Annotated in this window: 19 protein-coding genes and 1 pseudogene; 10 read left to right on the top strand and 10 right to left on the bottom strand. The window is 64.3% G+C overall.

The window, feature by feature from the left end:
* Positions 1 to 52 precede the first annotated feature (52 nt).
* Complete coding sequence (locus K289_RS0109515) at positions 53 to 3,124, top strand: AAA family ATPase (protein WP_027551290.1); 3,072 nt, start codon at positions 53 to 55, stop codon at positions 3,122 to 3,124.
* 6 nt (positions 3,125 to 3,130) lie between these two features.
* On the opposite strand, the gene K289_RS0109510 is transcribed toward K289_RS0109515, so the two are convergent.
* Together K289_RS0109510 and K289_RS0109500 are read right to left on the bottom strand one after the other, a co-directional pair.
* A complete protein-coding gene (locus K289_RS0109510) occupies positions 3,131 to 4,225 on the bottom strand; it encodes a catalase family protein (RefSeq protein WP_027551289.1) in 1,095 nt (364 codons plus the stop codon).
* 371 nt (positions 4,226 to 4,596) lie between these two features.
* On the bottom strand, positions 4,597 to 5,583 hold the full coding sequence (locus K289_RS0109500; RefSeq protein ID WP_027551288.1) for an ABC transporter substrate-binding protein: 987 nt from the start codon (positions 5,581 to 5,583) through the stop codon (positions 4,597 to 4,599).
* A 477-nt stretch (positions 5,584 to 6,060) separates the two neighbouring features.
* Between K289_RS0109500 and K289_RS0109495 the strand changes: the two genes are divergently transcribed.
* The 8 genes and pseudogenes from K289_RS0109495 (at position 6,061) to K289_RS0109460 (ending at position 13,663) form a co-directional block, all read left to right on the top strand.
* The gene (locus K289_RS0109495; RefSeq protein WP_027551287.1) at positions 6,061 to 7,161 is read left to right on the top strand and encodes an ABC transporter substrate-binding protein; all 1,101 of its coding nucleotides are present in this window, start codon (positions 6,061 to 6,063) and stop codon (positions 7,159 to 7,161) included.
* Positions 7,139 to 8,161, top strand: coding sequence for an ABC transporter permease (locus K289_RS0109490; RefSeq protein ID WP_027551286.1), 1,023 nt, complete (start codon positions 7,139 to 7,141; stop codon positions 8,159 to 8,161). The genes K289_RS0109495 and K289_RS0109490 overlap by 23 nt, the downstream gene beginning before the upstream one ends.
* On the top strand, positions 8,155 to 8,952 hold the full coding sequence (locus K289_RS0109485) for an ABC transporter ATP-binding protein (protein ID WP_027551285.1): 798 nt from the start codon (positions 8,155 to 8,157) through the stop codon (positions 8,950 to 8,952). The genes K289_RS0109490 and K289_RS0109485 overlap by 7 nt, the downstream gene beginning before the upstream one ends.
* On the top strand, positions 8,946 to 10,118 hold the full coding sequence (locus K289_RS0109480) for an acyl-CoA dehydrogenase family protein (protein WP_027551284.1): 1,173 nt from the start codon (positions 8,946 to 8,948) through the stop codon (positions 10,116 to 10,118). The genes K289_RS0109485 and K289_RS0109480 overlap by 7 nt, the downstream gene beginning before the upstream one ends.
* A gap of 20 nt (positions 10,119 to 10,138) precedes the next feature.
* Entirely contained in the window at positions 10,139 to 11,239 is a 1,101-nt protein-coding gene (locus K289_RS0109475; protein WP_027551283.1) for an LLM class flavin-dependent oxidoreductase, read from the top strand.
* Positions 11,236 to 12,173 (top strand): annotated as a pseudogene (locus K289_RS0109470) (ABC transporter substrate-binding protein). The gene K289_RS0109475 and the pseudogene K289_RS0109470 overlap by 4 nt, the downstream one beginning before the upstream one ends.
* Positions 12,174 to 12,413: 240 nt before the next feature.
* A complete protein-coding gene (locus K289_RS0109465; RefSeq protein ID WP_027551281.1) occupies positions 12,414 to 13,259 on the top strand; it encodes a CmcJ/NvfI family oxidoreductase in 846 nt (281 codons plus the stop codon).
* 104 nt (positions 13,260 to 13,363) lie between these two features.
* On the top strand, positions 13,364 to 13,663 hold the full coding sequence (locus K289_RS0109460; protein ID WP_027551280.1) for a septal ring lytic transglycosylase RlpA family protein: 300 nt from the start codon (positions 13,364 to 13,366) through the stop codon (positions 13,661 to 13,663).
* A 34-nt stretch (positions 13,664 to 13,697) separates the two neighbouring features.
* Here K289_RS0109460 and K289_RS0109455 read toward each other — a convergent pair whose 3' ends face one another.
* A complete protein-coding gene (locus K289_RS0109455; RefSeq protein ID WP_051310532.1) occupies positions 13,698 to 14,078 on the bottom strand; it encodes a cupin domain-containing protein in 381 nt (126 codons plus the stop codon).
* 112 nt (positions 14,079 to 14,190) lie between these two features.
* On the opposite strand from K289_RS0109455, the gene K289_RS0109450 reads away from it, so the two are divergent.
* Positions 14,191 to 15,360 carry a Gfo/Idh/MocA family protein gene (locus K289_RS0109450; RefSeq protein ID WP_027551278.1) on the top strand — a complete coding sequence of 390 codons (1,170 nt, stop codon included), beginning with the start codon at positions 14,191 to 14,193 and terminating at the stop codon, positions 15,358 to 15,360.
* Positions 15,361 to 15,973: 613 nt separating this feature from the next.
* On the opposite strand, the gene K289_RS48575 is transcribed toward K289_RS0109450, so the two are convergent.
* From K289_RS48575 to K289_RS0109420, 7 genes are all read right to left on the bottom strand, one after another.
* Positions 15,974 to 16,159 carry a hypothetical protein gene (locus K289_RS48575; protein WP_198024678.1) on the bottom strand — a complete coding sequence of 62 codons (186 nt, stop codon included), beginning with the start codon at positions 16,157 to 16,159 and terminating at the stop codon, positions 15,974 to 15,976.
* A gap of 543 nt (positions 16,160 to 16,702) precedes the next feature.
* A complete protein-coding gene (locus K289_RS48570) occupies positions 16,703 to 16,921 on the bottom strand; it encodes a GCG_CRPN prefix-to-repeats domain-containing protein (RefSeq protein WP_084788587.1) in 219 nt (72 codons plus the stop codon).
* A 161-nt stretch (positions 16,922 to 17,082) separates the two neighbouring features.
* On the bottom strand, positions 17,083 to 18,393 hold the full coding sequence (locus tag K289_RS0109440; RefSeq protein ID WP_027551276.1) for an ABC transporter substrate-binding protein: 1,311 nt from the start codon (positions 18,391 to 18,393) through the stop codon (positions 17,083 to 17,085).
* 191 nt (positions 18,394 to 18,584) lie between these two features.
* Complete coding sequence (locus K289_RS0109435; protein ID WP_027551275.1) at positions 18,585 to 19,826, bottom strand: ABC transporter substrate-binding protein; 1,242 nt, start codon at positions 19,824 to 19,826, stop codon at positions 18,585 to 18,587.
* A 43-nt stretch (positions 19,827 to 19,869) separates the two neighbouring features.
* The gene (locus tag K289_RS0109430; protein ID WP_027551274.1) at positions 19,870 to 21,348 is read right to left on the bottom strand and encodes an ATP-binding cassette domain-containing protein; all 1,479 of its coding nucleotides are present in this window, start codon (positions 21,346 to 21,348) and stop codon (positions 19,870 to 19,872) included.
* Entirely contained in the window at positions 21,348 to 22,274 is a 927-nt protein-coding gene (locus tag K289_RS0109425) for a branched-chain amino acid ABC transporter permease (protein WP_027551273.1), read from the bottom strand. The genes K289_RS0109430 and K289_RS0109425 overlap by 1 nt, the downstream gene beginning before the upstream one ends.
* Position 22,275: 1 nt before the next feature.
* Entirely contained in the window at positions 22,276 to 23,151 is an 876-nt protein-coding gene (locus K289_RS0109420; RefSeq protein ID WP_027551272.1) for a branched-chain amino acid ABC transporter permease, read from the bottom strand.
* Between the last annotated feature and the right edge of the window lie 23 nt (positions 23,152 to 23,174).

Genomic DNA, 23,174 nt, shown 5'->3' with positions numbered 1-23,174 from the left:
ACATTTGGCTGAGCTTTCCCTTAAGATTGGGGAGCATCCGGAGGTTGGAGCCGTGCGTACTGACGCGCTTGCCTTTGGGGAATTTCGGCTCGATCGGGCCAACGCGCTGTTGTGGCGAGGCCGGGAGCGGATCGCGCTGGCGCCGAAGCCGTTCGAGGTTCTCTGCTGTCTGGCCGGCCGCCCCGGTGAGCTCGTCACCAAGGAAGAGCTGCTCGACACGGTCTGGTCCGATCTGCATGTCAGCGAATCCAGCCTTGCCGTGGCCATGAACGCGCTGCGTTCGGCGCTCGGCGATGACAGGCAGTCTCCCAACTACATCGAGACGGTCACGCGGCGCGGCTATCGCTTCATTGCGGCGGTCACGATCACCGACCTCGTTCCGATCGAACAGGCGGTCGAGGAAGAGCCGTCCGCCGCCGAGCAGATCGTCGATCGGCGGCGGCAATGGCGAGTGGGACGCGCTGCGGCGCTCGAGACGCTGGACAAGGCGCTGCAGCTTGCTCGGACCGGACAGCGTCAGGTCGTCTTCATCACCGGCGAGGCCGGAATCGGCAAGACAACCCTCGTCCAGATGACGCTCGACAGGATCGAGCGGCAAGGGCTGAGCGTCCTGCATTGCAACTGCAACGAGCTGTTCGGCACGCACGAGGCCTTCCTGCCGATCATCGAAGCGCTGAACGAGCGTTGCCGTGGGACCGAAGGCGCTTCGCTTCTTGCCTCCATACGCGCGCACGCGCCGACCTGGCTCGCGCAAATGCCCGGATTCCTGGGCGAAGCAGACCGCACCGCATTCCAGCATGAAGTCTTCGGCGCGACGCGCGAGCGCATGCTGCGTGAATTCGCCGATCTCATGGAAAGTCTTGCCGTCGGCCGACCATGGGTGATCGTGCTCGAAGACATGCATTGGAGCGACTTTGCCACCGTCGACGTCCTCTCGCGGCTCGCGCGGCGGGACCGCAAGGCTGCGATCCTTGTCCTGGCGACCTATCGGCCGATGGAAGTCGCCGTCGGCGGACATCCCGTCCGCGCCGTTCATCAGGATTTGCGGATCCATGGCCATGCCATCGAGCTCGCGCTCGATCGGCTGTCCGGCGTCGACGTCGAGCGCTATCTTGCTCTGCGCTTCGGCTCCGCCGATTTTGCCCGGGAGCTGGTCGAGCGCATTTTTGCCCGAACCGGCGGCCAGCCGTTGTTCGTGACATCTCTCGTCGATCATCTCGTGGCGCAGGGTGCGCTCGTCGAGGACGACGCCGGCTGGCGGCTGGTCCGCGAGGAAGCGGCCTCGCATGACAGCGTGCCGCGCGATCTGGAAGGCATGATCACGCAGCAGATCGATCACCTCTCCGCCGACGAGCGCAGCCTGCTCGAGGTTGCAAGCGCGGCGGGTGCGGAGTTTTCCGCGCTCCAGGTTGCCGGCGTGCTGGACCGTCCGGTGCTGGAAGTCGAGCAGATGTGCGAGGACCTCGCACGGACCGGCCGCATCATCGTTGTCGATGGCCTGACCGAGTGGCCGAACGGAGAGGTCTCCGGACGCTATGCGTTCCAGCACGCGCTTTATCAGGAGGCGTTGTATCAGCGGCTAGCGCCGGCGCGCCGCACCAGGACCCATGCGAGCCTCGGGGCGGGCCTCGAACGGGCTTACGGGCCTCGGGCTCCGGAGATTGCCGCGGTGCTCGCGCGTCACTTCGAGCTGGGGCGAGACTTCCCGAAGGCGATGCTCTATCTGGGCACGGCCGCCGAAGGCTCGGCGCGGCGGTTCAGCACGCGCGAAGCAGCGAACTATTTGTCCCGGGCCTTGGAGCTCGTGCCGAATCTGCCGCCCGAATTTCAGGTGGCAACGCGTCTGAAGCTGCTGCTCCAGCGCGCCTGGGCCTGGCGGGCCGGCGGAGATTTCCTCAATTCGCTCCAGGATCTCGGCGCAGTGGTCGCGCATGCGGCCGAGAACGGGCTGGTGCGTGAAGAGGTGAACGCGCTGGTCGACCTCAGCAGGTTCTGCCTTTACGTCGATCGGCGCCAGAGCCTGCCGTTCGCCGAGCAGGCTCTGGCGAAGAGTCGTGCGATTGATGACGCCGCGTTCGGCGCACTGGTTCAGGGCAACGTCGCCAATCTGAAGTTGATGCTGCGCGGCTGGGACCGCGAGAACGCCGAACTCTCCGAGCGGGCATCAAGGCTGATCACGGACTCGCAGGATTTCAGCATGAGGCTGCGGCGCTGCTCGATGGAGATGGTGCTGGAGTATTTGCGCGCAAACTACCCGGCCTGCTGCGCTGCGACGAGCAGAGGAAAACAGCTCGCCCGGCAAGTCGGCGACGTCTATCTGTTCGCGCTCTACGAGTCGGTCGAGGCTTTTGCGCAGATCTATTCCGGTGAGTGGGGGCGAGCGCATAGCAGCGTTGTCGCCGCACTGGCCATCTCGGAGCGGAACGCAAATCCGCAGGCCATCGCACTGTGCCAGCTCACCATCGGTTGGCTGTATTCCGAGGCCGAGGAATACGGCGGCGCGGCGCGACGAGGCGAGGAAGCGCTCGGCCCGATGACCGAGGCAAATCCGTTCACCTTCTTCGTCGGCAGGAACCTGCTTGCGCGCGCCTATGTCAGGATGCGCAACCTGGCCCTGGCGCGACAGCACCTCGACGCTCTGGAGAGGCGAATGGAGGTCGACCGCGTGCCGATGGAGTCGCTGGTCATGCCCCACTATCTCCTGACCTGGTGCGACTACTGGATTGCGGTCGGCGATCTCGATCGCGCCGAGAGTGCAGCCGGTCGTTTTCATAAGGTGACGAGCGCTGCGCCCGACAAGCCGTTTCTCGTGCTGAGTTACGATGTGATGGCAAGAATTGCGCTGCTGAAGCACGATGCGCAGTCGGCAGGCGACCATCTGTCGGCGGCCATTTCGGTCATCCGCCATGCGGGGCTGCCGCAGGCTGCATGGCGCGTCTACCGTACGGCCGCGGCACTTTACGAAAGCCTGGGACACGCGCAGAAGGCGGCCAAGTGGCAAGGTCGATCCCGCCAGGTGATCGCGTCGCTGGCGCAGTCGCTCGATCCCGGTGATCCCTTGCGGTTGGCATCCCTCTTCGACGCAGACCGCAATGCCGAAGGCGAAATTGCCGGCCTGACGTGATCGGGCTCAATCTGGCAGGTCCGCGATCTCTCGCGGCTCTTTGGGCGGTGGGAACTTGTCCTTGTTCTGTTGCTGCCGGAGCGTCCGGGACATGCGGTAGGCATCCCTGCGCACCCGCATGATCGAGCCGAGCGGCCGATGCGCCGCAAGGGATCGCCAGGGATCGAACGACAGCACCTCGTTGGCATAGTCGCGACGTGCGGGACTGTCGGCGGCCTGGCGCGGAAGGGTGATCTTGCCCAAGGCTTGCGGCGGCGAGACGTCCTCGGGCCAGTCGATCGAAGCATCCTCGATCGGCGTGCGCTTCAAGTCGGTGCAGAGCTGGGCCTGCAGTTCATACTCCGCCGAATTGTCCTTGAAGTAGGCAACGACGGATTTGAGCACGACATCGTCGCCATCATGGCAGGGCTGACCGGTGAGCCTGCGGAGCGCCTCCGACATCGGCACCGCGCGAAGCCGTGCGACATAATCACCAAAGCGCAGCGCGCCCTCGGTGTGGAAGGTCTCTCCAAGAATGTTGTTGCCGGGATCGCCGATCGCCCGCAGCAGGATCGGGATGTGAATGCCCGTCGAGTCCGACAGCGCGACAAGATTGCGCGCGACGAACCCTCCGAATCTGAACACGAAATCCGGCATGCCCACGTTGCGCTCGGCATTGCGCTGTGCGCTCCAATAGGCCATGGCATCCGCGAAATAGCTCTTGTGATTGACCAGCAGCAGATCCTGGTTCGTCGAGGCATCGTCGTCGGTCGCCTTCGGGCCCGTCACGCCCAAGACCTTGATGGCGAATCCCCGTGGCGAGCGAACGCGATCGCTCTTGTCGAACGCGGTGGAGAGGCGGACGATGATCGGATAGACGCCGGCCTTTTCGAACAGGCCCTGGCGCAGATGGTCCGGCAGACCGTCGTAGACGGTCAATTCGCCCCGGAGAAAGCCGACGCCCTTGGCGTGCTGCTGGCGCGTTCCGTGCCCCTTGTCTCGGTCGCAGGTGAATTCGCTGGTTCGCTTGATCGAGGCGATGATCTCCGCGACCGCTTTCGTCTCCTCCGGCCGGACTTGTTCGACGGACGGTTCATAACGCAGATATTGAGTGGCTGACATGGCGCTGATCTCCAGCCCTAAGGTCGCCTTCCCCTGCGAGCGTCGGCGGCCGCAGGGCAAGTTCCATTGTAAGCCCGTAACTGCGGCATGGGCAACCAGAGAGCGAACCCGGCTGTCCGGCCGCGCCGCGGGTGAGGCATCGCGTTACCACCGAAATGACGGGCGCGATGCTAGTGCGGCGGTGCGACAAAAGTCCTTATGGCAACCTTATGTTGTCATGATCATTTTCTTAATGCCGGCGGGCGGATGCGGGCCGTTAGAGCGACGGCCACACGAGCAGACTCATGCAAGCGAGATGCGCGAGCACGATCGCGGCGAGATGAAGCGGGGCGGCCTTGGGACGAAGCCTGCGCATCCCGCCGCGTCCTTCTCTAGTTCGAGCCAGCGACTGCGGCAGTGAAGCTGCGGTCGACGGCTTTACTGACGTCGAGCCGCTTCGGCAGGATGCCGTAGCGCGTCGAGCGGTCGGACGCCTCCTGGATTTCCTTGACCACATTCTCATCGATCACGATCGGGCTGGTGCGCTGTGCGGTGTAGGCGGACAGCAGCACGTCCTCCGGCAGCTTGGTCAGCTCGGCCGTGCTCTTGGCATACTCGCCGAGGTGATCGAGCGACCACAGCCGCGCCTTGTTCAGCCGCTGCACGAGGTCCTGCACGGCGGCACGCTTGGTGGCGATGGCATTGTCGGAAGCCACGATGAAGGTGATGGTCGGCGTCAGGCCATCGCCGTCGGCGATCACGCGCGCCTTGTCCTTCAGCGTCGCGAACGACACGTAGGGCTCCCACACCGCCCACGCATCGATCGAGCCGGCCACCAGCGCGATCTTGGCGTCGACCGGGCCGAGCGGTGCGAAGGTCGCATCCTCGAGCTTGATCTGGGCCTTCTCCAGCGTCGCGTCGATCAGGAACTGGCCCCAGCCGCCGCGCGTGCCGGCGAGACGCTTGCCCCGGAGATCGGCGACCGATTTGATCGGCGAATCCCGGCGCACGAGGATGGCCTGCGTCTTCGCATCCGAGCGCGTGCCGCCGATCGCCTTGATTGGCGCGCCAGCCGCATAGACCGAGAGGAAGGAGAGATCGCCGGTGTGGCCGACGTCGAGCGCGCCGGCGTTGAGCGCTTCGAGGATCGGTGCGGCCGCGGGGAATTCCGACCGCTCGATCTTGTACGGCAGATCCTTGGCGTAGCCGGAGATGTCGAGCAGTGAGCGGTTGCCGCCCTTCTGGTCGCCGACGCGCAGCACGACGGTCTCGGCGGCGAGTGATGCCGCGGCTGTCGACAGCGTGATGGCAGCCGCGAGCAGCGATGCTGCAAGCCGGCGAGTGATGGGATGGTCGTGGGAGGAGGAGTTGATACTCATGTCTTCTGTCTGTTGCCTTGCTCACGACGCGTGAGCGAGCGATGCAGCGAGACGATCAAGTCTATGATCGCGCCACGCGCAGTCAATGAAATGGCCGACCGTATTGCAGGCAACGCAGGCAAGGACGTTTCAACGAACCGACGCTTTCGAGAAGGCGCCATGCGCACAGACGAAGATGCGCAAGAATGATGTAGACCAGGGAGAAACGACGCTGCATTGAGCGACAATGCTCCAGCGAAAATCGTTTCATCGCGCGTGTGCGTGCCGATGGACAGAATGACTTCGCCTCGCACGACATTCGAAATTCCATTTCATTGACGATGTGCCGAACGCGCCGCATGATTTGCGCATCGCATCAACGCGGCGCGTGATCGCCGAGGATAAGATTTTTCTTTCAACGCAGCTCCGCACGGAACATGCGCAACGCCAGACGTTGCGCAAACGGCAGAGCCGTGCCAGCGCAGGAGCCAAAGACCGATGAAGAACGACAACGAACGCGGCGGATCGAGCCTCGACCGGCGCCATCTGCTGCAGGCCGGGCTAGCGGCGGCTTTCGTCGCGCCGCTCGGGGCCCTCGGTGCGCAGGCCTTCGCGCCCCGCGCGGTCGCGCCGGGTGTCGATTTCTCGGAGTTTCCACTGTGCCGGACGGCATCCGATGGAGCCGCGCTCACAGGCGCGCCGCGCAAGCTGAAGCTGTCGTGGAACGCCGGAGCCGTCTGCCTCGCGCCGCTGCCCGTCGCCATCGAGCACGGCTTCTTCCAGAAGCAGAATCTCGACGTCGAGCTCGTCAACTATTCCGGCTCGACCGATCAGCTGCTCGAAGCGATCGCGACCGGCAAGAGTGATGCCGGTCTCGGCATGGCGCTGCGCTGGCTGAAGCCGCTGGAGCAGGGCTTTGACGTCAAGATCGCTGCCGGCACCCATGGCGGTTGCATGCGCGTGCTGACGCGCACCGATTCCGGCGTCGGCAAGCTCGCCGATCTCAAGGGCAAGATCGTCGCGGTCGGCGATCTCGCCGGTCCTGATAAGAACTTCTTCTCGATCCAGCTCGCAAAGCTCGGAATCGATCCGGTCAAGGAGGTCGATTGGCGCGCCTATCCCGGCAACCTTCTCAACGTCGCCGTCGAGAAGGGCGAGGTGCAGGCCTTCTTGTCATCCGATCCGCTCGCCTATCTCTGGCTCAAGGACAGCCAGTACAAGGAGGTCGCCTCCAATCTCGACGGCGAATACCGCGACAAGAGCTGCTGCATCGTGGGCCTGCGCGGCAGCCTGGTTCGCGAGGAGCCGCAAGTTGCGCGCGCCATCACCCAGGCGCTGCTCGATGCCGCGATGTTCACCGCGCAGAATCCGACCGTTGCGGCGAAGTCGTTCCAGCCTTACGCGCCGAAAGCGGCAACGCTCGCCGATATCGAAGGCATGGTGCGCTACCACACCCACCATCATCATCCGGTCGGCGAGGTGCTGAAGCGCGAGCTGAAGGCCTATGCCGACGACCTGAAGAGCGTCCAGGTTTTCAAACAGAGCACCGACACGGCCAAGTTCGCGGAGCGCATCTATGTCGACGTATTCGCTGTCTGACGGCCTCGCTTCTGGCGCGCCACGCCTCACGCGCGCACCGCTGCTCGCCGGCTGGCTGAAGGAATCCGGCGCGGGCGTCGCCGCCAGCGCCATCTGGATCGCCTTCGGCCTGTCCTGCCTGTGGTGGGAGGACGTCGGCGACTGGTCGCGGACGCGTTCGCTCGGCATTGCCGCCTTCATCATTGCCGCGGTCGCTCTGTTCGGAACGGTCGGCGCCGATTACCTCGGCTCGGCCGGTCGAGGCTTGCGCCAGCGCGCGCCCTGGCTCGTCGCGCTCGGCGCCTTCCTGACGCTGTGGGAGGTTGCGACTGCAAAATTCGCCTGGTTGCCGCTGCCGTTCTTCCCGCCGCCGCAGGCGATCATCGAGGTCTACACCGACGATCTGCCAAAGCTGCTCGACAGCGTGTTTGCGTCGGTGAGGCTTCAGCTCGGGGGCTATCTGATCGGCGCCGCCGTCGGCTTCCTGACCGGCGTCTCGATCGGCTGGTCGCGTGCGGTCGGCTATTGGGTGCACCCGGTGCTGCGCTTCATCGGACCGCTGCCGGCGACCGCCTGGCTGCCGATCGCGTTCTTCACGTTCCCATCGAGCTGGAGCGCCTCGACCTTCCTGATCGCGCTCGCGACCGGCTTCCCGGTCACGGTGTTGACCTGGTCAGGTGTCGCGAGCGTCAGCAATGCCTATTACGACGTCGCGCGCACGCTGGGTGCAAAGCCGTCCTTTCTGGTGTTGAAGGTCGCGATCCCCGCGGCGTTGCCGCACGTCTTCGTCGGGCTGTTCATGGGGCTCGGCTCGTCCTTCGCCGTGCTCGTCGTCGCCGAGATGATCGGCGTGAAGGCCGGCCTCGGCTGGTACCTGCAATGGGCGCAGGGCTGGGCTGCCTACGCCAACATGTATGCGGCGCTGATCGTGATGTCGCTGCTCTGCTCCGGCGCCATCACGCTGCTGTTCGCGATCCGTGACCGCCTCTTGGTCTGGCAGAAGGGGACCGTCAAATGGTAGCCGTAGCTCTCGCCGAAGCCATCACCCATCCGGCCGCCGGCGCCGCGCTCGATATCGAGCAGGTCAGCCATGCCTTCGACATCGACGGCGCCGAGCTCCCTGTGCTCAGCGACGTCAGCAGCTCGGTCGAGCCGGGCGAGTTCGTCGCGCTGCTCGGCCCATCCGGTTGCGGAAAGTCGACACTGCTGCGCCTCGTCGCGGGCCTCGACAGGCCGAAGGCGGGAACGTTGCGCGAGGACGAAAGCCGCATCAGAAGTCCGCATCCCTCGCGCGTCGTCGTGTTCCAGGACCCGACGCTGTTTCCCTGGCGCTCGGTGTGGGACAATGTCGCGCTCGGTCTGGAAGCCCAGGGCATTCTGAAGAGCCAGCGTCACCGCGTCGATGACGCGCTCGATCTCGTCGGCCTTGCGGCGTTCCGCAACGCCTATCCGCACCAGCTCTCGGGCGGCATGGCGCAGCGCGTCGCGCTCGCCCGTGCGCTGGTCAACGATCCCAGAATCCTCATCCTCGACGAGCCGCTCGGCAAGCTCGACTCGCTCACGCGGATCACCATGCAGTCCGAGATCGTTGCGCTGTGGCAGCGCAAGGGCTTTACCACGCTGCTGGTGACGCATGACGCCGAGGAGGCGCTGGTGCTCGCCAATCGCGTCATCGTCTTCAGCGAACGGCCCGCGCGCGTCAAGGCCGACATCCGCGTCGACCGTCCCTATCCACGCCATCGTGGCGACCCCTATCTTGCGGATCTGCGCCGCCAGATCCTTGGCCTGTTGGGGCTCGACGCCACATGGTGAATTCCGCGGCCAGGGGCCGGACGGCCCAGAGCGAACCCGACTTTGTCGCGCGCGCCGAGGCTCTCGCCGAGGGCTTTGCTGCACGCGCGGCCAAGCACGACCGCGAGGCCAGCTTCCCCTTCGAGAATTTTCGTGAGCTTTCCGAGGCCGGCTTGTTGTCGCTGACGGTGCCGGCGTCCCACGGCGGGGCCGGGGCCGGCGCAAGATACGCCGCGCGCGTCCTCGGCATCATCGGCAAGGCCGATGCGTCGACCGCGCTCGTGCTGTCGATGCACTACATCAATCATCTGGTGATGGCGCGAGGTGCGAATTGGCCGGCGTGGCTGTCGCGCAAGCTCGCGCGCGAAGCCGTCGAGGGGATTTCCCTCATCAATGCGCTGCGGGTCGAGCCGGAGCTCGGCTCGCCAGCGCGCGGCGGCCTGCCGGCCACGATCGCGCGGCGCACCGAAACCGGCTGGCGCCTGACCGGCCACAAGATCTATTCGACCGGTGCGCCGATCCTGGAATGGTATCTGGTCTGGGCGCGGACCGACGAGGCGGAGCCGCGCGTCGGCCAGTTCCTGGTGCCCGCAGGGCTGCCGGGCACGCGCATCGTCGAGACCTGGGATCACCATGGCCTGCGCGCCAGCGGCAGCCACGACGTCGTCTTCGACGATGTCGTGATCCCCCTCGATTCCGAGATCGACGTCCGCAAACCATCGGATTGGCGCGGGCCAGATGTCGCGCAGGCGACTGTTCACACCGTCTTCGTGGCCGCGATCTATGACGGCGTCGCACGTGCCGCGCGCGACTGGCTTGTGACCTTCCTGAAGCATCGTGTCCCCGCCAGCCTCGGCGCGCCGCTCGCAACCTTGCCGCGCGCGCAGGAAATCCTCGGCGCAATCGAGGCACGGCTTGCCGTCAATGCGCGGCTGATCTCCTCCTTCGCCGGCGATTTCGACGATGGCGCCGCGCTCTCCGCCGGCGAGTCCAACGTGATCAAGCTGACCGTGACCAACAACGCCGTCGCGGTGGTCGAGGACGCGCTGTCGCTCACTGGCAATCACGGCCTCAGCCGCGCCAACCCGCTGGAGCGGCACTATCGCGACGTCCTGTGCGGGCGCGTGCACACGCCGCAGGACGATTCCACGCGCCTCGCGCTCGGCCGCGCCGCGCTTGCACTCTAGGACTCAACAAGGAGACGATCATGTCGATCGAGTTCATCGGTTACATCAGCAACAACAATTCGTCGGAGACCATCGTCCGCGAGGGCCCGGTCCTCGATCCGACGCATATCGAGACGGTGGCGAAGGCACATGAGAATGCCGGCTTCGACCGCGCGCTGCTTGCGTTCCATTCGACCACGCCGGACAGTCTCCAGGTCGCCCAGCACGTTCTTAACGTCACCGATCGCCTGAATGTGCTGATCGCGCAGCGCCCCGGCTTCACCGCGCCGACGCTGCTGGCGCGGCAGTTTGCCGTGCTCGACCAGTTCTCCCGCGGCCGTGTCGCGCTGCACGTCATCACCGGCGGCAACGCCACCGAGCTCCGGCAGGACGGCAATACGCTCGACGACAAGGACGCGCGCTATGCCCGCACCTCCGAATTCCTCGATATCGTCCGGCAAGAATGGACCAGCGACAAGCCGTTCACCTACAAGGGCAAGTACTACCAGGTGGAGAACGCCTTCTCGCAGGTGAAGCCGTATCGAGCCGAGGGCATCAGGATCTATTTCGGCGGCGCCTCGGAGGCGGCCATCGACGTTGCCGGCAGGCACGCCGATACCTTCGCGCTGTGGGGCGAATCCTACGCCCAGGTGCGCGACGTCACCTCGCGCGTCCATAACGCAGCGGTCAGGCAGAGGCGGCCGACGCCGCGCTTCAGCCTTTCGGTGCGGCCGATCATTGCGCCGACTGAGAAGCAGGCCTGGGAGAAGGCGGAAGAAATCCTGGCGCGCGCCACCGCGCTTCAGGACAAGACCGGCTATCGCAAGCCGGCCGACGGGCATGCCACCGCCGGTGCACGGCGCCTGCTCGCGCTTGCCGACCAGGGCAGCCGCATCGACAAGCGGCTCTGGACCGAGATCGCAAAGCTCACCGGCGCCAACAGCAACACCACGGCGCTGGTCGGCACGCCCGAGCAGGTGGCCGAAGTCTTCGGCGACTATTTTGACCTCGGCATCACCCATTTCCTGATCCGCGGCTTCGATCCATTGATCGATGCCATCGAATATGGCCGCGAGCTGATCCCGCTGACGCGCAAGCTGATCGTTGAACGTCAGGTCGCCCGCGGCGAGGCCGCGGAATGATCCGCCTCATGCTGGCCGGCGCGCTGCTGTTCGGTTCGCTTGAACTGGCGGCCGCGCAACCCACCTTGGGCGTCGGCGACCAGAAGGGCAATTCGCAAGCCGTGATGGAAGCAGCCGGCGTCCTCAAGGACGTCCCCTACAAGATCGAATGGAAGGAGTTTCCGGCCACAGCACCGCTGCTCGAAGCGCTGAGCGCCGGCGCGATCGAGACCGGCCTCGTCGGCGATGCGCCCTTTACCTTCGCCGCCGCCTCCGGCGCGCCGGTGAGGGCGATTGCCGCGATCCGCCAGACGCGCGAGGGGCTCGCGATCCTCGTTCCTGAGAATTCGCCGATCAGGACATTCGACGATCTGCGCGGCAAGAAGATCGCAACCGGTCGCGGCTCGATCGGCCATCAGCTCATCCTCGCGGCATTGGAGAAGAACGGCTGGAGCAGAAGCGACGTGCAGATCGCGTTCCTCGCACCGTCCGAAGCCAAGATCGCCTACACGCAAGGTTCGGTCGATGCATGGTCAACTTGGGAGCCCTATGTCAGCCAGGAGGAGGTGCTGTTCAGGTCGCGCCGCATCATCACCTCGGAAGGTCTGACGCCGGGCCTGAGCTTTCAGGTGGCGCGACCCGACGCGATCCGCGACAAGCGCGCGGAGCTGACCGACTTCATCCGGCGTCTGACCGCGGCGCGGGCGTGGTCGCTGAACAATGTGAACGGTTATGCGGAGACCTGGGGCAGGCTGATGAACATCCCGACCGCCGTGCCGCAAAATTGGCTCTCGCGCGCAAGGATCCGGATCGCCCCGATCGACGATAGCGTGGTAGCGGACGAGCAGGCGACCATTGATCTGTACTTCCGCTGGGGTTTGATCAAACAGAAGCTGATGCGGCGGAGATCGTCGATCGCTCGTTCGCGGATGTGATCGCAAAGGCAGGATTGTAGCCGCTAGGCATACTCTCGTGTCTCCAACGCGGAGCAGCGCTGCATCCGGGGCACGAGACCTCACAAACACTCAAGCATTCGTGAGGCATGAACGAGGTTTCCCTCTCGGCTGCAATTTTTGAAACATTCCGTCTGCAATCTGGAGCTCGGCGAGAGCCCTATTGCTATTTGCATCGCCTCCCTTGCAGCGCGCTATGGCCCGTCAAAGATCAAACAGACGTCCTCATCGGGAGACCGGCCATGGGCCTGCAAGAAACAAAAATCGTATCGCTTCCCTTCGTCAACGCCGAACTCAACTATCTCGCGCCGACAGCGGCCAAGCCGCGCACTTACGCGTTCGATCCGCCGCCGGGCGAGCCGAAGAGCACGGCGTTGCCCGAGCCGCACCAGGTCCCGATCTTCGATGCACGGCTGATCGCGCAAAACATCTCGCTCGACCGCGAGGGGTTTGCCCTGGTGCGCCACCCGACGCGCGTGAGGGACTTCTACAACGATGAAGAGGTGAGGGCGGTCTACTATCCCGCCGTGGAGGCCTTCCTGCGAGCGACGCTGAAGGCAGACCGCGTCGTGATCTTCGATCACACCGTGCGCAAGCGTGTCGATGGCGCTGCCGACATCCGCGGCGCCGGGCCGCGGCAGCCCGCGACCCGCGTCCATGTCGACCAGACCATCCTCTCGGGCGCCAACCGCGTGCGCGAACATCTGCCTGACGAGGCCGACGAGTTGCTCAAGGGCCGAGTGCAGGTGATCAATCTCTGGCGGCCGATCCGCGGTCCCTTGCGCGATTCGCCGCTGGCGATGGCTGACGGCACGACAGTGGAGCCCGGTGATCTCGTCGCTTCCGATCTGATCTATCCCAACCGCCGCGGCGAAACCTATTCGGTGAAATACAATCCGAACCATCGCTGGTTCTATTTCCCGGAGATGACGCCGGACGAGGCGTTGCTGCTGAAGTGCTACGATTCCGCGACCGATGGCCGCACCCGCTTCGGGCCACACACGGCCTTCGTCGATCCGACCACGCCGCTTGATGCGCCGCCGCGCGAAAGCATCGAGCTGCGCATACTCGTCTTCCACAAACAGTAACAATGTGTGATGGCACTGCCGGACCGAGCCCGGCAGTGTTTTTGGAACTTCAAGGAACAAGTCCACGTTTGCAGCCGCAGGCAGGCCAACCCGGGAGCGGTGCCGTGCGAGCGCTGACGACGCTATTCTTTTGTCTTGTTACGTTTTCTCTGGCTCACGCCGAAAGTGGACTTGCCTCATACTACGGATACGGAAAGGCCGCCAGGAATGGCGAACTGACCTGCGCGCATCGGACGCGTGCCTTCGGCAGTGTGCTCAAGGTGTCTTATGGCGGCCGCTCGATCCAGTGCCGCGTCAATGATCGCGGTCCCTTCATCCGCGGCCGCATCGTCGATCTCTCCGTCCCCGCCGCCCGCGCACTCGGCATGATGAGCGCCGGCGTGGTGCGCGTCTCGGTGGAATAGCGAGCGGCGAGGTCTTCCGCTCCGGGCTTCGCGGCTATTTTGGCGTGTCGTAAAGCGACACGCCCTTGTCGACGATGTGCGTGGATAGATAGACGATCGGCTTGTCGCCGACGACCTTGAATGCGCCGTGAGGAACGTCACGACGGTTGATGCCGGTCGTCCCGGTCGGGAACGGCACCTGCTTGCCGTCCGGAAGCTCGATCGTTCCGCCTGACACGACGTAGAACGACTCCTCACCATGATGAACGTGAAGCGCCGAGGAGTCGCCGGGCTTGATCTCATTGATGCTGGTGATGACCTCCATGTTCGTGCCCGAGAGGTCGGCCCGCTTCAGCTCCTTTCGGAAGGGAGAGTCCTGTGCGCTCGCCGCGCTGATCAGGACCCCCGCAATCAAGACGCCGAGACACCACTTCATGGAAACCTCCCTTTCCCCAATAGCGACTGTCGAACTAGACTAGCGGCCGGGGCCGCAGTCAGGCAAGAGCCTGCGACGACGGCAAGACAAACGGCAAGCGGAGGGGCTCGCGATGGCGAGGATCAGGGTGGGGCTCGTGGGCTGCGGCTTCGTGTCGGAGCTGCACATGTATGCGTTCCGGCGGGTCTACGGCGTTGACGTCGAGGTCGCGGCGGTGGCGGCACGTGGCGATCATGTCGTCGAATTCGCCCGGCGCCACCAGATCCCGCGCTTCTATCGCAGCTTCGTCGAGCTGATTGCGGATCGCGAGCTCGACGTCATCGACATCTGCACGCCACCGAGCCTCCACGCCGAGATGATCGTCGCGGCCATGCAGGCCGGCAAGCACGTCATCTGTGAGAAGCCGTTCGCTGGCTATTTCGGCCGCGAGGGCGACAAGCAGCCGATCGGCAGACACGTGCCGAAGGGCCTGATGTACGAGCGCGTGCTGGAGGAGATGGACAAGACCCGGGCCGCGATCGAGCGCACCGGAAAGCTGTTCATGTATGCCGAGGACTGGATCTACGCGCCCGCGGTGACCAAGATCGCGCAGATTATCAAAGCAACCGGGGACAAGATCCTGTTCATGAAGGGCGAGGAGAGCCATTCCGGCTCGCATGCCGCCCACGCCGCGGAATGGGCCATGACCGGCGGCGGCTCGCTGATCCGCATGGGCTGCCATCCGCTTTCGGCTGTGCTTTATCTGAAGCAGGTCGAGGCCAAGGCGCGTGGCGAGACCATCCGCGTCGCCAGCGTCTCCGGCGATGTCGGCAACGTCACCGCCGGCCTCAAGCCCGAGGAGCGCACCTACATCAAGGCCAATCCAGTCGACGTCGAGGACTGGGGCACGCTCACCGCCACCTTCTCCGACGGCACCAAGGCCACCGTGTTCTCCGGCGATATGATCATGGGCGGCGTACGCAATTTGATCGAGACCTACACCTCCGGCGGTTCGCTGTTCGCCAACATCACGCCGAACACGCATCTGATGAGCTACCAGACCAGCGAGGAGAAGCTCGCCAGCGTCTACATCACCGAAAAGGTCGACCGCAAAACCGGCTGGCAATACGTCTGCCTCGAGGAGGAATGGACGCGCGGCTATCTCCAGGAGATCCAGGACTTCATGGAATGTGCCGCCACGGGCCGGCAGCCGCTGTCGGACCTGGCGCTGGCGTATGAGACCATCAAAGTGAACTACGCGGGATATTGGGCAGCGGAAGAGGGAAGGCGCGTGGCGTTGTAGTGAAGAGCCGGCTGTGCCAGCCGCGCGCATGGTTGAGCAGAGAGGCGCGCAAACAAAGAAAGCCCCCGAGAGGGGGCCCACAATGGGAATCCTTTGGGGGCTATTTTCGGCGAAGCTCGTATTGAGAGTGTACGAGGTTTTTATTTGCAGACCCGCCCAGGTTCTGCCAAAGCAAGGCTACTGCTTCTGTCTCCCGGTTCGTTGTGAACCAACTCACATCGTCGCATCGTTAAAATGTCGAGAGGTTTACTCGCGGAGAGAACCCCTCACCGGTATCGCCGCTGCGCGATAGCCGATGCGTAGCATCGGCGTTTCCAAGGACGGCGGCCGAAGGCCGCCTCTGCCACCCTCCTCCACAATGGGAGAGGGGCACCGTCGGCGCGGCGAGTGTGCTTACGTCATCGCAGCATAGCTTGATTGACCACGCGCCAGCGCAGTGACCGCCGTCGCCTACCAAGCTCCGATAGCCATTAAAACAAAAATGGTCGCGCACGAGATGCAGGCGATCGATGCAGTATAGAATTCTGGCGTGTTCATGTTGCCTCCTGAACTGTTGCCGCTTTTCCTGCTGGCTGCTGCGGCGAGGAGAGGCCCCCCTGCTTTTTGGCGCGCTTCAACTCAGCGCGCCGTCACGCACTTCGTGCTGCGTGTCTGCCGTGTCAAAGCTGCTCGGATCAGCAGGATCGCAATCCGCTTGCAAGAGTTCAGGTCGTTTGCTCGTGAGCAGAAGCTGTTTCCGCATTTCAGTGAGGCGAGCGCGGCAATATTCGCGATAGAGCAGGTCGAATATGGCGGGCATGGTCACCCCCATCGTTGAGTATCACTAATATGAGTATTCCCAACACGAGCCCTGCTGGACGGCTCCGCGATGCGAACCCGTTCGCCGGCTGCGCCAGTCGTGCGAACAAAGAGCAGGACCAATTACCTAAAGCCTACTGTAGCAAGCTCCTGTTTCAACAAGACTTCGTCAAACAACTTGAACGCGCTGCCCCGCGACCAAAAATCCAACTACAGCGCGAAGAAGTTTACCACTGGATGCAAGCGTCGTTGGCTGCAACGCTGATCGAGACGCTTGCCGGTGCCCGGCTTTATGCGGGGCAAGGCATAGGAGCGGTCTTCCTTCTCCCCTTGTTTGTGGAAGAAGGTGGCGTAGGCGGCCTTTGGCCGCCGTTCCTAAGAGAACGCCGAAGCGCAGCTTCGGCTATGGCGCCGGGCGAGGGGTTGCTTCCGCGAACTCGAACGTTGAGATGTTCACTCGCGGAGAGATACCCCTCACCCGGCTCGCAGCCACTGCCCCGTCTACCTGGAAGTCGCCGGTCACGCGGAAGGCGGCGGCCTCAAATCAAATGCAGCGCCACGTTCCATCGGGCATGAGCGTGGCCGGATGGCCCGTCTTTCGAATGCACCAGTCCTGATTTTGACCGCCGGGAACGCAACGGCCCCAGCCATCGCGATGTGCGTTTCGACCGCAGCCGCCAAGGGCAAGTGCGGGTGCCGACGTCAGCCACAGCGCGGTCGACAGAACAGCAATTCCGAACAGGGCAGCAGCAAGAATTTTCATGAACATCTCCACTTCTCGCGCCATCGTGATGAATGGCTCTCGCGCATAGCACGAGCGCGGAAGCGAAAGTGTGCCGTGCGTCTCACCCGACTGATTTGTTCGCGACATGCCGGCTCGCAAGCACGAGAGCGGGGTTGCGCCGTCAGCTTGGTGTCGTGTTACTACGCCCCGTAGGTCGACCCCTTCGGCAACGGAAACACCGGATCCTGTGTGCGAATGTTCGTTGGCCACACCACAGAAATGTGCTCGCCGGCGTTCTGCATCACCACCGGCGTCGAGCGTTCGTTCTGGCCGGAGAGTGGCGTGCCCGGCGGGAAGAACTTCACGCCGTAGCCCTGGATCGTGCCGCCGGCAGGGATGTCGACGTCGAGTGCCGCCTTCCGAATGGCCTCGGGCTCGAAGCTGCCGTATTTCTCCTTGGCGACAGGCAGCACGTTGTTGAGCAGCACCCAGGTCTGGTTGAAGCCCATCGAGCAGTGCGGCGGCACGTCGGTGGCGCCGGTCTTGGCCTGGTAGCGGCTGACCATAGTCTTGATCAGATCGCCCATGCCCGGCGCGAGCTTCGACGGATCGAGCAGTTGCGCCGGCACTGGATCGATGTTGCAGAAATTGTCGATATCGGCGCCGAAGGTGGCGCGCAGCTTGTCGAGTTGGCTGTAGCCGGCGCCGGCGCCGAACAACATCTTGAAGCGCAGGCCGCTCTCGCGCGCCTGGCGCAGGAACAGCGTGATATCCGGATTGTAGCCGGCATGCGAGATCACGTCGGCTTTGGCGCGCTTGATCTTGGTCACGAGCACCGACAGGTCGGGGGCGGAGGCGGAGTAGCCCTCGCGCAGCACCACCTGGATGCCGGCTTGCTTGGCATAGGCCTCGTCGGCCGCGGCGACGCCGACGCCATAGGGGCCGTCCTCGTGGATCAGCGCGACCTTGACGTCCTTGGGGTCCATGCCGAGCTTGCCTTGCGCGTGCTCGGCGAGGAAGCTCGCGAACGCCTGGCCGTACTGATCCGAGTGAATCTGCGCGCGAAAGACGTATTGCAGGTTCTTGTCCTTGAACACGGCGGTCGAAACGGCGGTCGTGATCCAGAGGATCTTCTTCTGCTGCTCGACCTTGGCCGCGAGCGGCACCGCATGCGAGCTCGCATAGACGCCGTTGAGGATGTCGATCTTTTCCTGGCTGATCAGGCGCTCGGCCTCGTTGATCGCAACGTCGGGCTTGCTCTGGGAATCCGCGGCGACCGGAGCAACCTTGTACTTGCCGCCGATGCCGCCCTTCTCGTTGACGAGGTCGATGGCGATCTGTGCGCCGACTGAGGAAGCGACCGAGCCGCCTGCGGCGAACGGTCCGGTGAGATCGTAGATCAGGCCGATGCGCAATGTCTCGGCTTGTGCCTGGGCGCGCGTCCAATCGAGGCTGAGTGCGGCGGCGGCAGCCGCCGAGGTCTTCAGCAGCGTCCTGCGTGAAGTCGGCATCCTATCCTCCCTCTGAACCGTCGTATGATCGGTTGTTATTTTTTTGCGAAGTATTCAGAGCGGGAACTGGAAAGTCAACATCGCCCAAGGTCGATACGGGTCGGCCGTGCCGCAGGACGCAATTGCGAAAGACCAAGAAAAATGCCCACCGCTCCGCAACGAGCGATGGGCGCGACGTCGGCGGGTAGGGGTTACTGCGACAGCTTCACGAAGTTCGGAAACTTGAGTTTGCCTTCCGCGATCTTCTCGGGCCAGACCACGACCTGCTTGCTGTCCTGCCACTGGAACACGAGACCGGTCACCGCGCTGGGGCCGGACTTGATGCCGTGGGTGAACTCGTCGTCCTTGCCGTAGAACTGGATGCGGCCGATCGTGCCCTCATAATCGGTCTTCTCCAACTCGGCGACCATCTTGTCGGGATCAGTCGAGCCCGCGCGCTTGATCGCTTCGGTGATGAAGTAGACCTCGTCATAGGCGGTGTAGCCGGTATAGGCCGGCGGCGTGCCGAACTTGGCCTTGAAGGCTGCCGCAAACGGTTTTGTCTTGGAGGTTACGGCAACATCGGGTGTTGCCACGGCGAGCGACGGCACGCCGTCGGCGGCACCGTTGGTGTCCTTCCAGAAGGTCGGGCTCAGCGCCTGCGCGCTGATGCCGAACATCGGGATCGGCACCTGCTGGTTCTTCCACTGCACCGTGGGCTGCACGCCGACATGGGAGATGCCGGTCACGATCACGTCCGGCTTCTTGCTCTCCATATTATTGAAGATCGGCGTGAAGTCGGTCGTATCGGGCGAGAAGCGCACGTGCTCGACGACCTTCAGTCCGGCCTTGGGCAGGCAGGCCTCGTAGCCGACGTCGAGCGGTTTGGTCCAGGCCGCGTCCTCGCTCATGATCGCGACAGTCTTGAACTTGAGCTTGTCGACCAGAAGATCCTTGGCCGCGTCGCAGACGAGCTGCGCCTGCGCCGCCGACGTCAGATAGCCGTGGAAAGTGTACTTGTTCTTCTCATAGTCGTTGTGAATCGCCTTGGTGATCTCGTTCGAGGCGGCGCCGGGGGTGATCAGTGGCATCTTCAACCGGGCCGCCCAGGGCTCGAGCGCCAGCACGACTTCGCTGATGTAGCTCGCGATCACGGCGGAGACCTTGTCCTCGCTCACTGCGCGCTGGAAGGCGCGCACGGAATCCGCCGACGAGCTCTTGTTGTCGTAAGTGACGATCTCGATCTTGCGGCCGAGCACGCCGCCCTTGGCGTTGATCTCGTCGGCTGCGATCTGCGCGCCGCCTGGGGTAGCCGCACCCGCGATCGACTGCACCTCGGCGATGACGCCGATCTTGATCGGATCGTTCGACTGCGCGTAGGCCGGCGCGGCGAGGCACAGCGCCAGCGCGGAGGCGAGAAGGAGGCTACGGCTCATTGTCGTCGATGATCGCATGGTCGTTTCCCTTTCTATTGTTCTGTCGTCGTTATGAACTGCCTCAGAGATATCCGGCGCCGGCCTCCGCGGCGAAGCGGCCGGGATCGCCTTCCCAGACGATCCGCGCATGCTCGAGCACGTAGACGCGGTCGGCATGCGGAAGCGCGAACGTCACGTTCTGCTCGCCGAGCAGCACCGTGATTGACGTGGTCTGCTGCAGCTTCTCCAGCGCCTTGGACAATTGCTCGAGGATGACGGGGGCGAGGCCGAGCGTCGGCTCGTCCAGGATCAGGATCTGCGGCTGCATCATCAGCGCGCGGCCGATCGCGAGCATCTGCTGCTCGCCGCCGGACAGCGTCTGCGCCAGTTGGCCCTGGCGTTCCTTGAGGATCGGGAACAGCTCGAACAGCCAGGCGAGCTGCGCTCTGCGCGCCTCGTCGGTGAGATGCTGGCCGCCGAGATCGAGGTTCTCGCGCACCGTCATTTCGCCGAACAGCTCGCGCGATTCCGGGCATTGCACGAGACCGCCGCGGGCGATCTTCGCGGGGCTCGTGCCACGCAGCTTCTCGCCGCCGCGCAGGATCTCGCCGCTATAGGGCAGGAAGCCTGAGATGGTGTTGAACAGCGTGGTTTTGCCGGCGCCGTTGAGGCCGACGATCGAGACGAACTCGCCCTCGTGGACATGGATCGAGACGTTCTCGAGCGCCTGCGCCTTGCCGTAATGAACACTGACGTTCTCGACCTGGAGCAGCGGCACCTTGTCCTTGAAGCTGGTCTCGGGCCGCGCATGGGTCTCGATCGCGCCGCCGAGATAGACCCGCCGCACGGTCTCGTTCTTCATCACCTCGTCGGCCTTGCCGGTGACGATCTCTTCGCCGAGATACATCGCGAGCACACGGTCGACGAGGGCCGCGACGCTCTTGACGTTGTGGTCGACCAGCATCACCGCGCGCCCTTCATCGCGGAAACTGCGGATCAGGTCGGAGAACACGTCGACCTCGGCGCGGGTCAGCCCGGCGAAGGGCTCGTCGACCAGGACCACCTTCGGGTCGCGCGCGATTGCCTTGGCCAGCTCGAGCCGACGCAGATCGGCAAAGGGCAGCGTCGGCGGGCGGCGGTTCATCACCGCGCCCAGTCCGACGCGATCGGCGATCCACTTGGCGCGATCGACCAGCGCCTTGTCCGGGAAGAGCATGAACAGGCTGTCCGGCAGGAGCGCGACCATGATGTTCTCCAGCACGGTCTGCCGGTTCAGTGGCCGCGAGTGCTGGAACACCATGCCGAAGCCTTTTCGCGCGATCTTGTGCGCGGGGAGGCCTGCAACGTTCTCGCCTTCGAAGATCACTTCGCCGGCGGTCGGGCGCTCGATGCCCATAACGCTCTTCATCGCGGTCGACTTGCCCGAGCCGTTCGGCCCGATCAGGCCAAAGATCTCGCCGCTATTGACCTCGAAGCCGAGGTTCTTCACTGCGGTCAGGCCGCCGAAGCGCTTTGTGAGGCCGCGGACTTCGAGCACGGGTCTGTTTGCGATCATATCCATCACGAGCGTGCCTCGCGCGAGAGGGCCGCTCCGAGGAAGCCGCCGGGGAAGAACAGCACGACGAGGAGGGCGACCGCCGAGACGATGAAGGTCGCAAGTTCGCCCGTCGGCCGCAAGAATTCGCCGGCGACGATCAGGAAGATCGCGCCCAGCGCCGCGCCGAGTACGGTGCGCCGGCCGCCGAGCACGGCCGAGACGATGACGTTGACGCCGACCGCGACGTCGACGACGGTGCCGACCGAGGCGGTGCCGAAGTAGAACACCAAGAGTGCGCCGGACAGGCCGGAGAAGAACGCGCTGACGATGAAGGCGGCGAGCTTGTGCTTGACGATGTTGAAGCCGAGCGCGCCGGCCTGCACCGGATCCTGGCCGCTCGCCTGCAGCACGAGCCCGATCGGCGATTGCGACAGGCCGTAGAGGATTGCCGCCGAGATCGTCATGAAGCCGAGCGCGATCCAGTAGTTGGCGCCGGCGTTGATGGTGATGACGTCGGGGATGGTCAGGCCGATTTCGCCACCGGTGAGATCGGCGAACACCACGATGAAGTTCTGCAGCATCAGGACCGCGACCAGCGTGGTCAGGCCGAAATAGGGCCCGCGGACCCGGAGCGCTGGCAGCGCCAGCACGAGGCCAGCGATGACGGAGGCGAGGGCGCCGAGCAGGATGCAGAGATAGACCGACCAGCCGAACTGGTTGTTCAGGATGCCGGCGGTGTAGGCGCCGACGCCGATCAGGAAGGTCGGCCCGAAATTGACCTCGCCGGCGAAGCCGAACAAGAGGTCCCAGGCCATCGCGAACACGCCGAAATAGAACGCGACCGTGAGAAGTCCGAGCACGTAGCCGGAGACGTAGAGCGGCAGCGTCGCCGCAATCACGACCAGGGCAAGCGAAACGAAGAACAGGCGTGAGGTGAAAAATCCCGACATCTCAGCGCCTCCCCAGAAGGCCCTGGGGCCGGATGTACATCACGACGACGAGCAGCAAGAGCGCCGGAATGGTGCGATAGGCCGGCGAGACCAGATAGGCCGTGATGGTTTCGAGATAGCCGACCACGAAGGCCGCGATCAGCGAGCCGGAGACGCTGCCGAGGCCGCCGAGTACGACGATCGAGAAAGCGCTCGCCGTCAGCGGGCCGACGCTGTAAGAGCTGACGCCCAGGAACATCCCGAGCAGCACGCCGGCGATGCCGGCGAGCACGCCGTAGATCGCCCAGACCACGATGAAGATGTTGGTGAGTTCGAGCCCGAGCAGAGTGACGCCGCGCGGATTCATCGACGCCGCCAGCACCGCCTTGCCGGTGCGGGTGCGGTTCACCAGCAGCCACAGCAGCGCGATGACGAGGCAGCACACGATCGCGGTGAAAATCTCGTTCTTCGGCGTGCGGACGCCGAGGATATCGACGACGCCCTCGACGATCGGCAGCACGGTCTTGGCGTTGTTGGTGAAGAAATAGGCAATCAGCTCCTGGATCATGATGCCCCACAAGAGCGTGCCGGTGAGGACGAAGATCTCTTTCTCCTCATTCGGGATGCGGCGCGAATCCTGGATCGGCTTCACCACCGCGAAGTAGGTGGCAAACGCCGTGATCAGGGCGACCGCGACCCCGATCAGCGCGCCGGCATAGGTGCCGACATTCAGGATGCTGGCGGCGGCCCAGGCCGCCACCGCTGCCGCCACCATGATGGCACCGTGGGAGAGGTTGAGGACGCCGGAGACGCCGAAGATCAGCGTAAAGCCGGTGGCACCGAGAGCGTAGAGGGCGCTGATGGCAAAGCCATCGATCAGAATCTGGAATGCTCGCATCTATGATTGGCCGGGTGGCAGTC

It is taken from the genome of Bradyrhizobium sp. Cp5.3 (genome assembly GCF_000426265.1).
Lineage (GTDB): Bacteria > Pseudomonadota > Alphaproteobacteria > Rhizobiales > Xanthobacteraceae > Bradyrhizobium > Bradyrhizobium neotropicale.
Note: the sequence above shows the minus strand (reverse complement) of the source record. Positions and strands in the feature narration are given on the sequence as shown.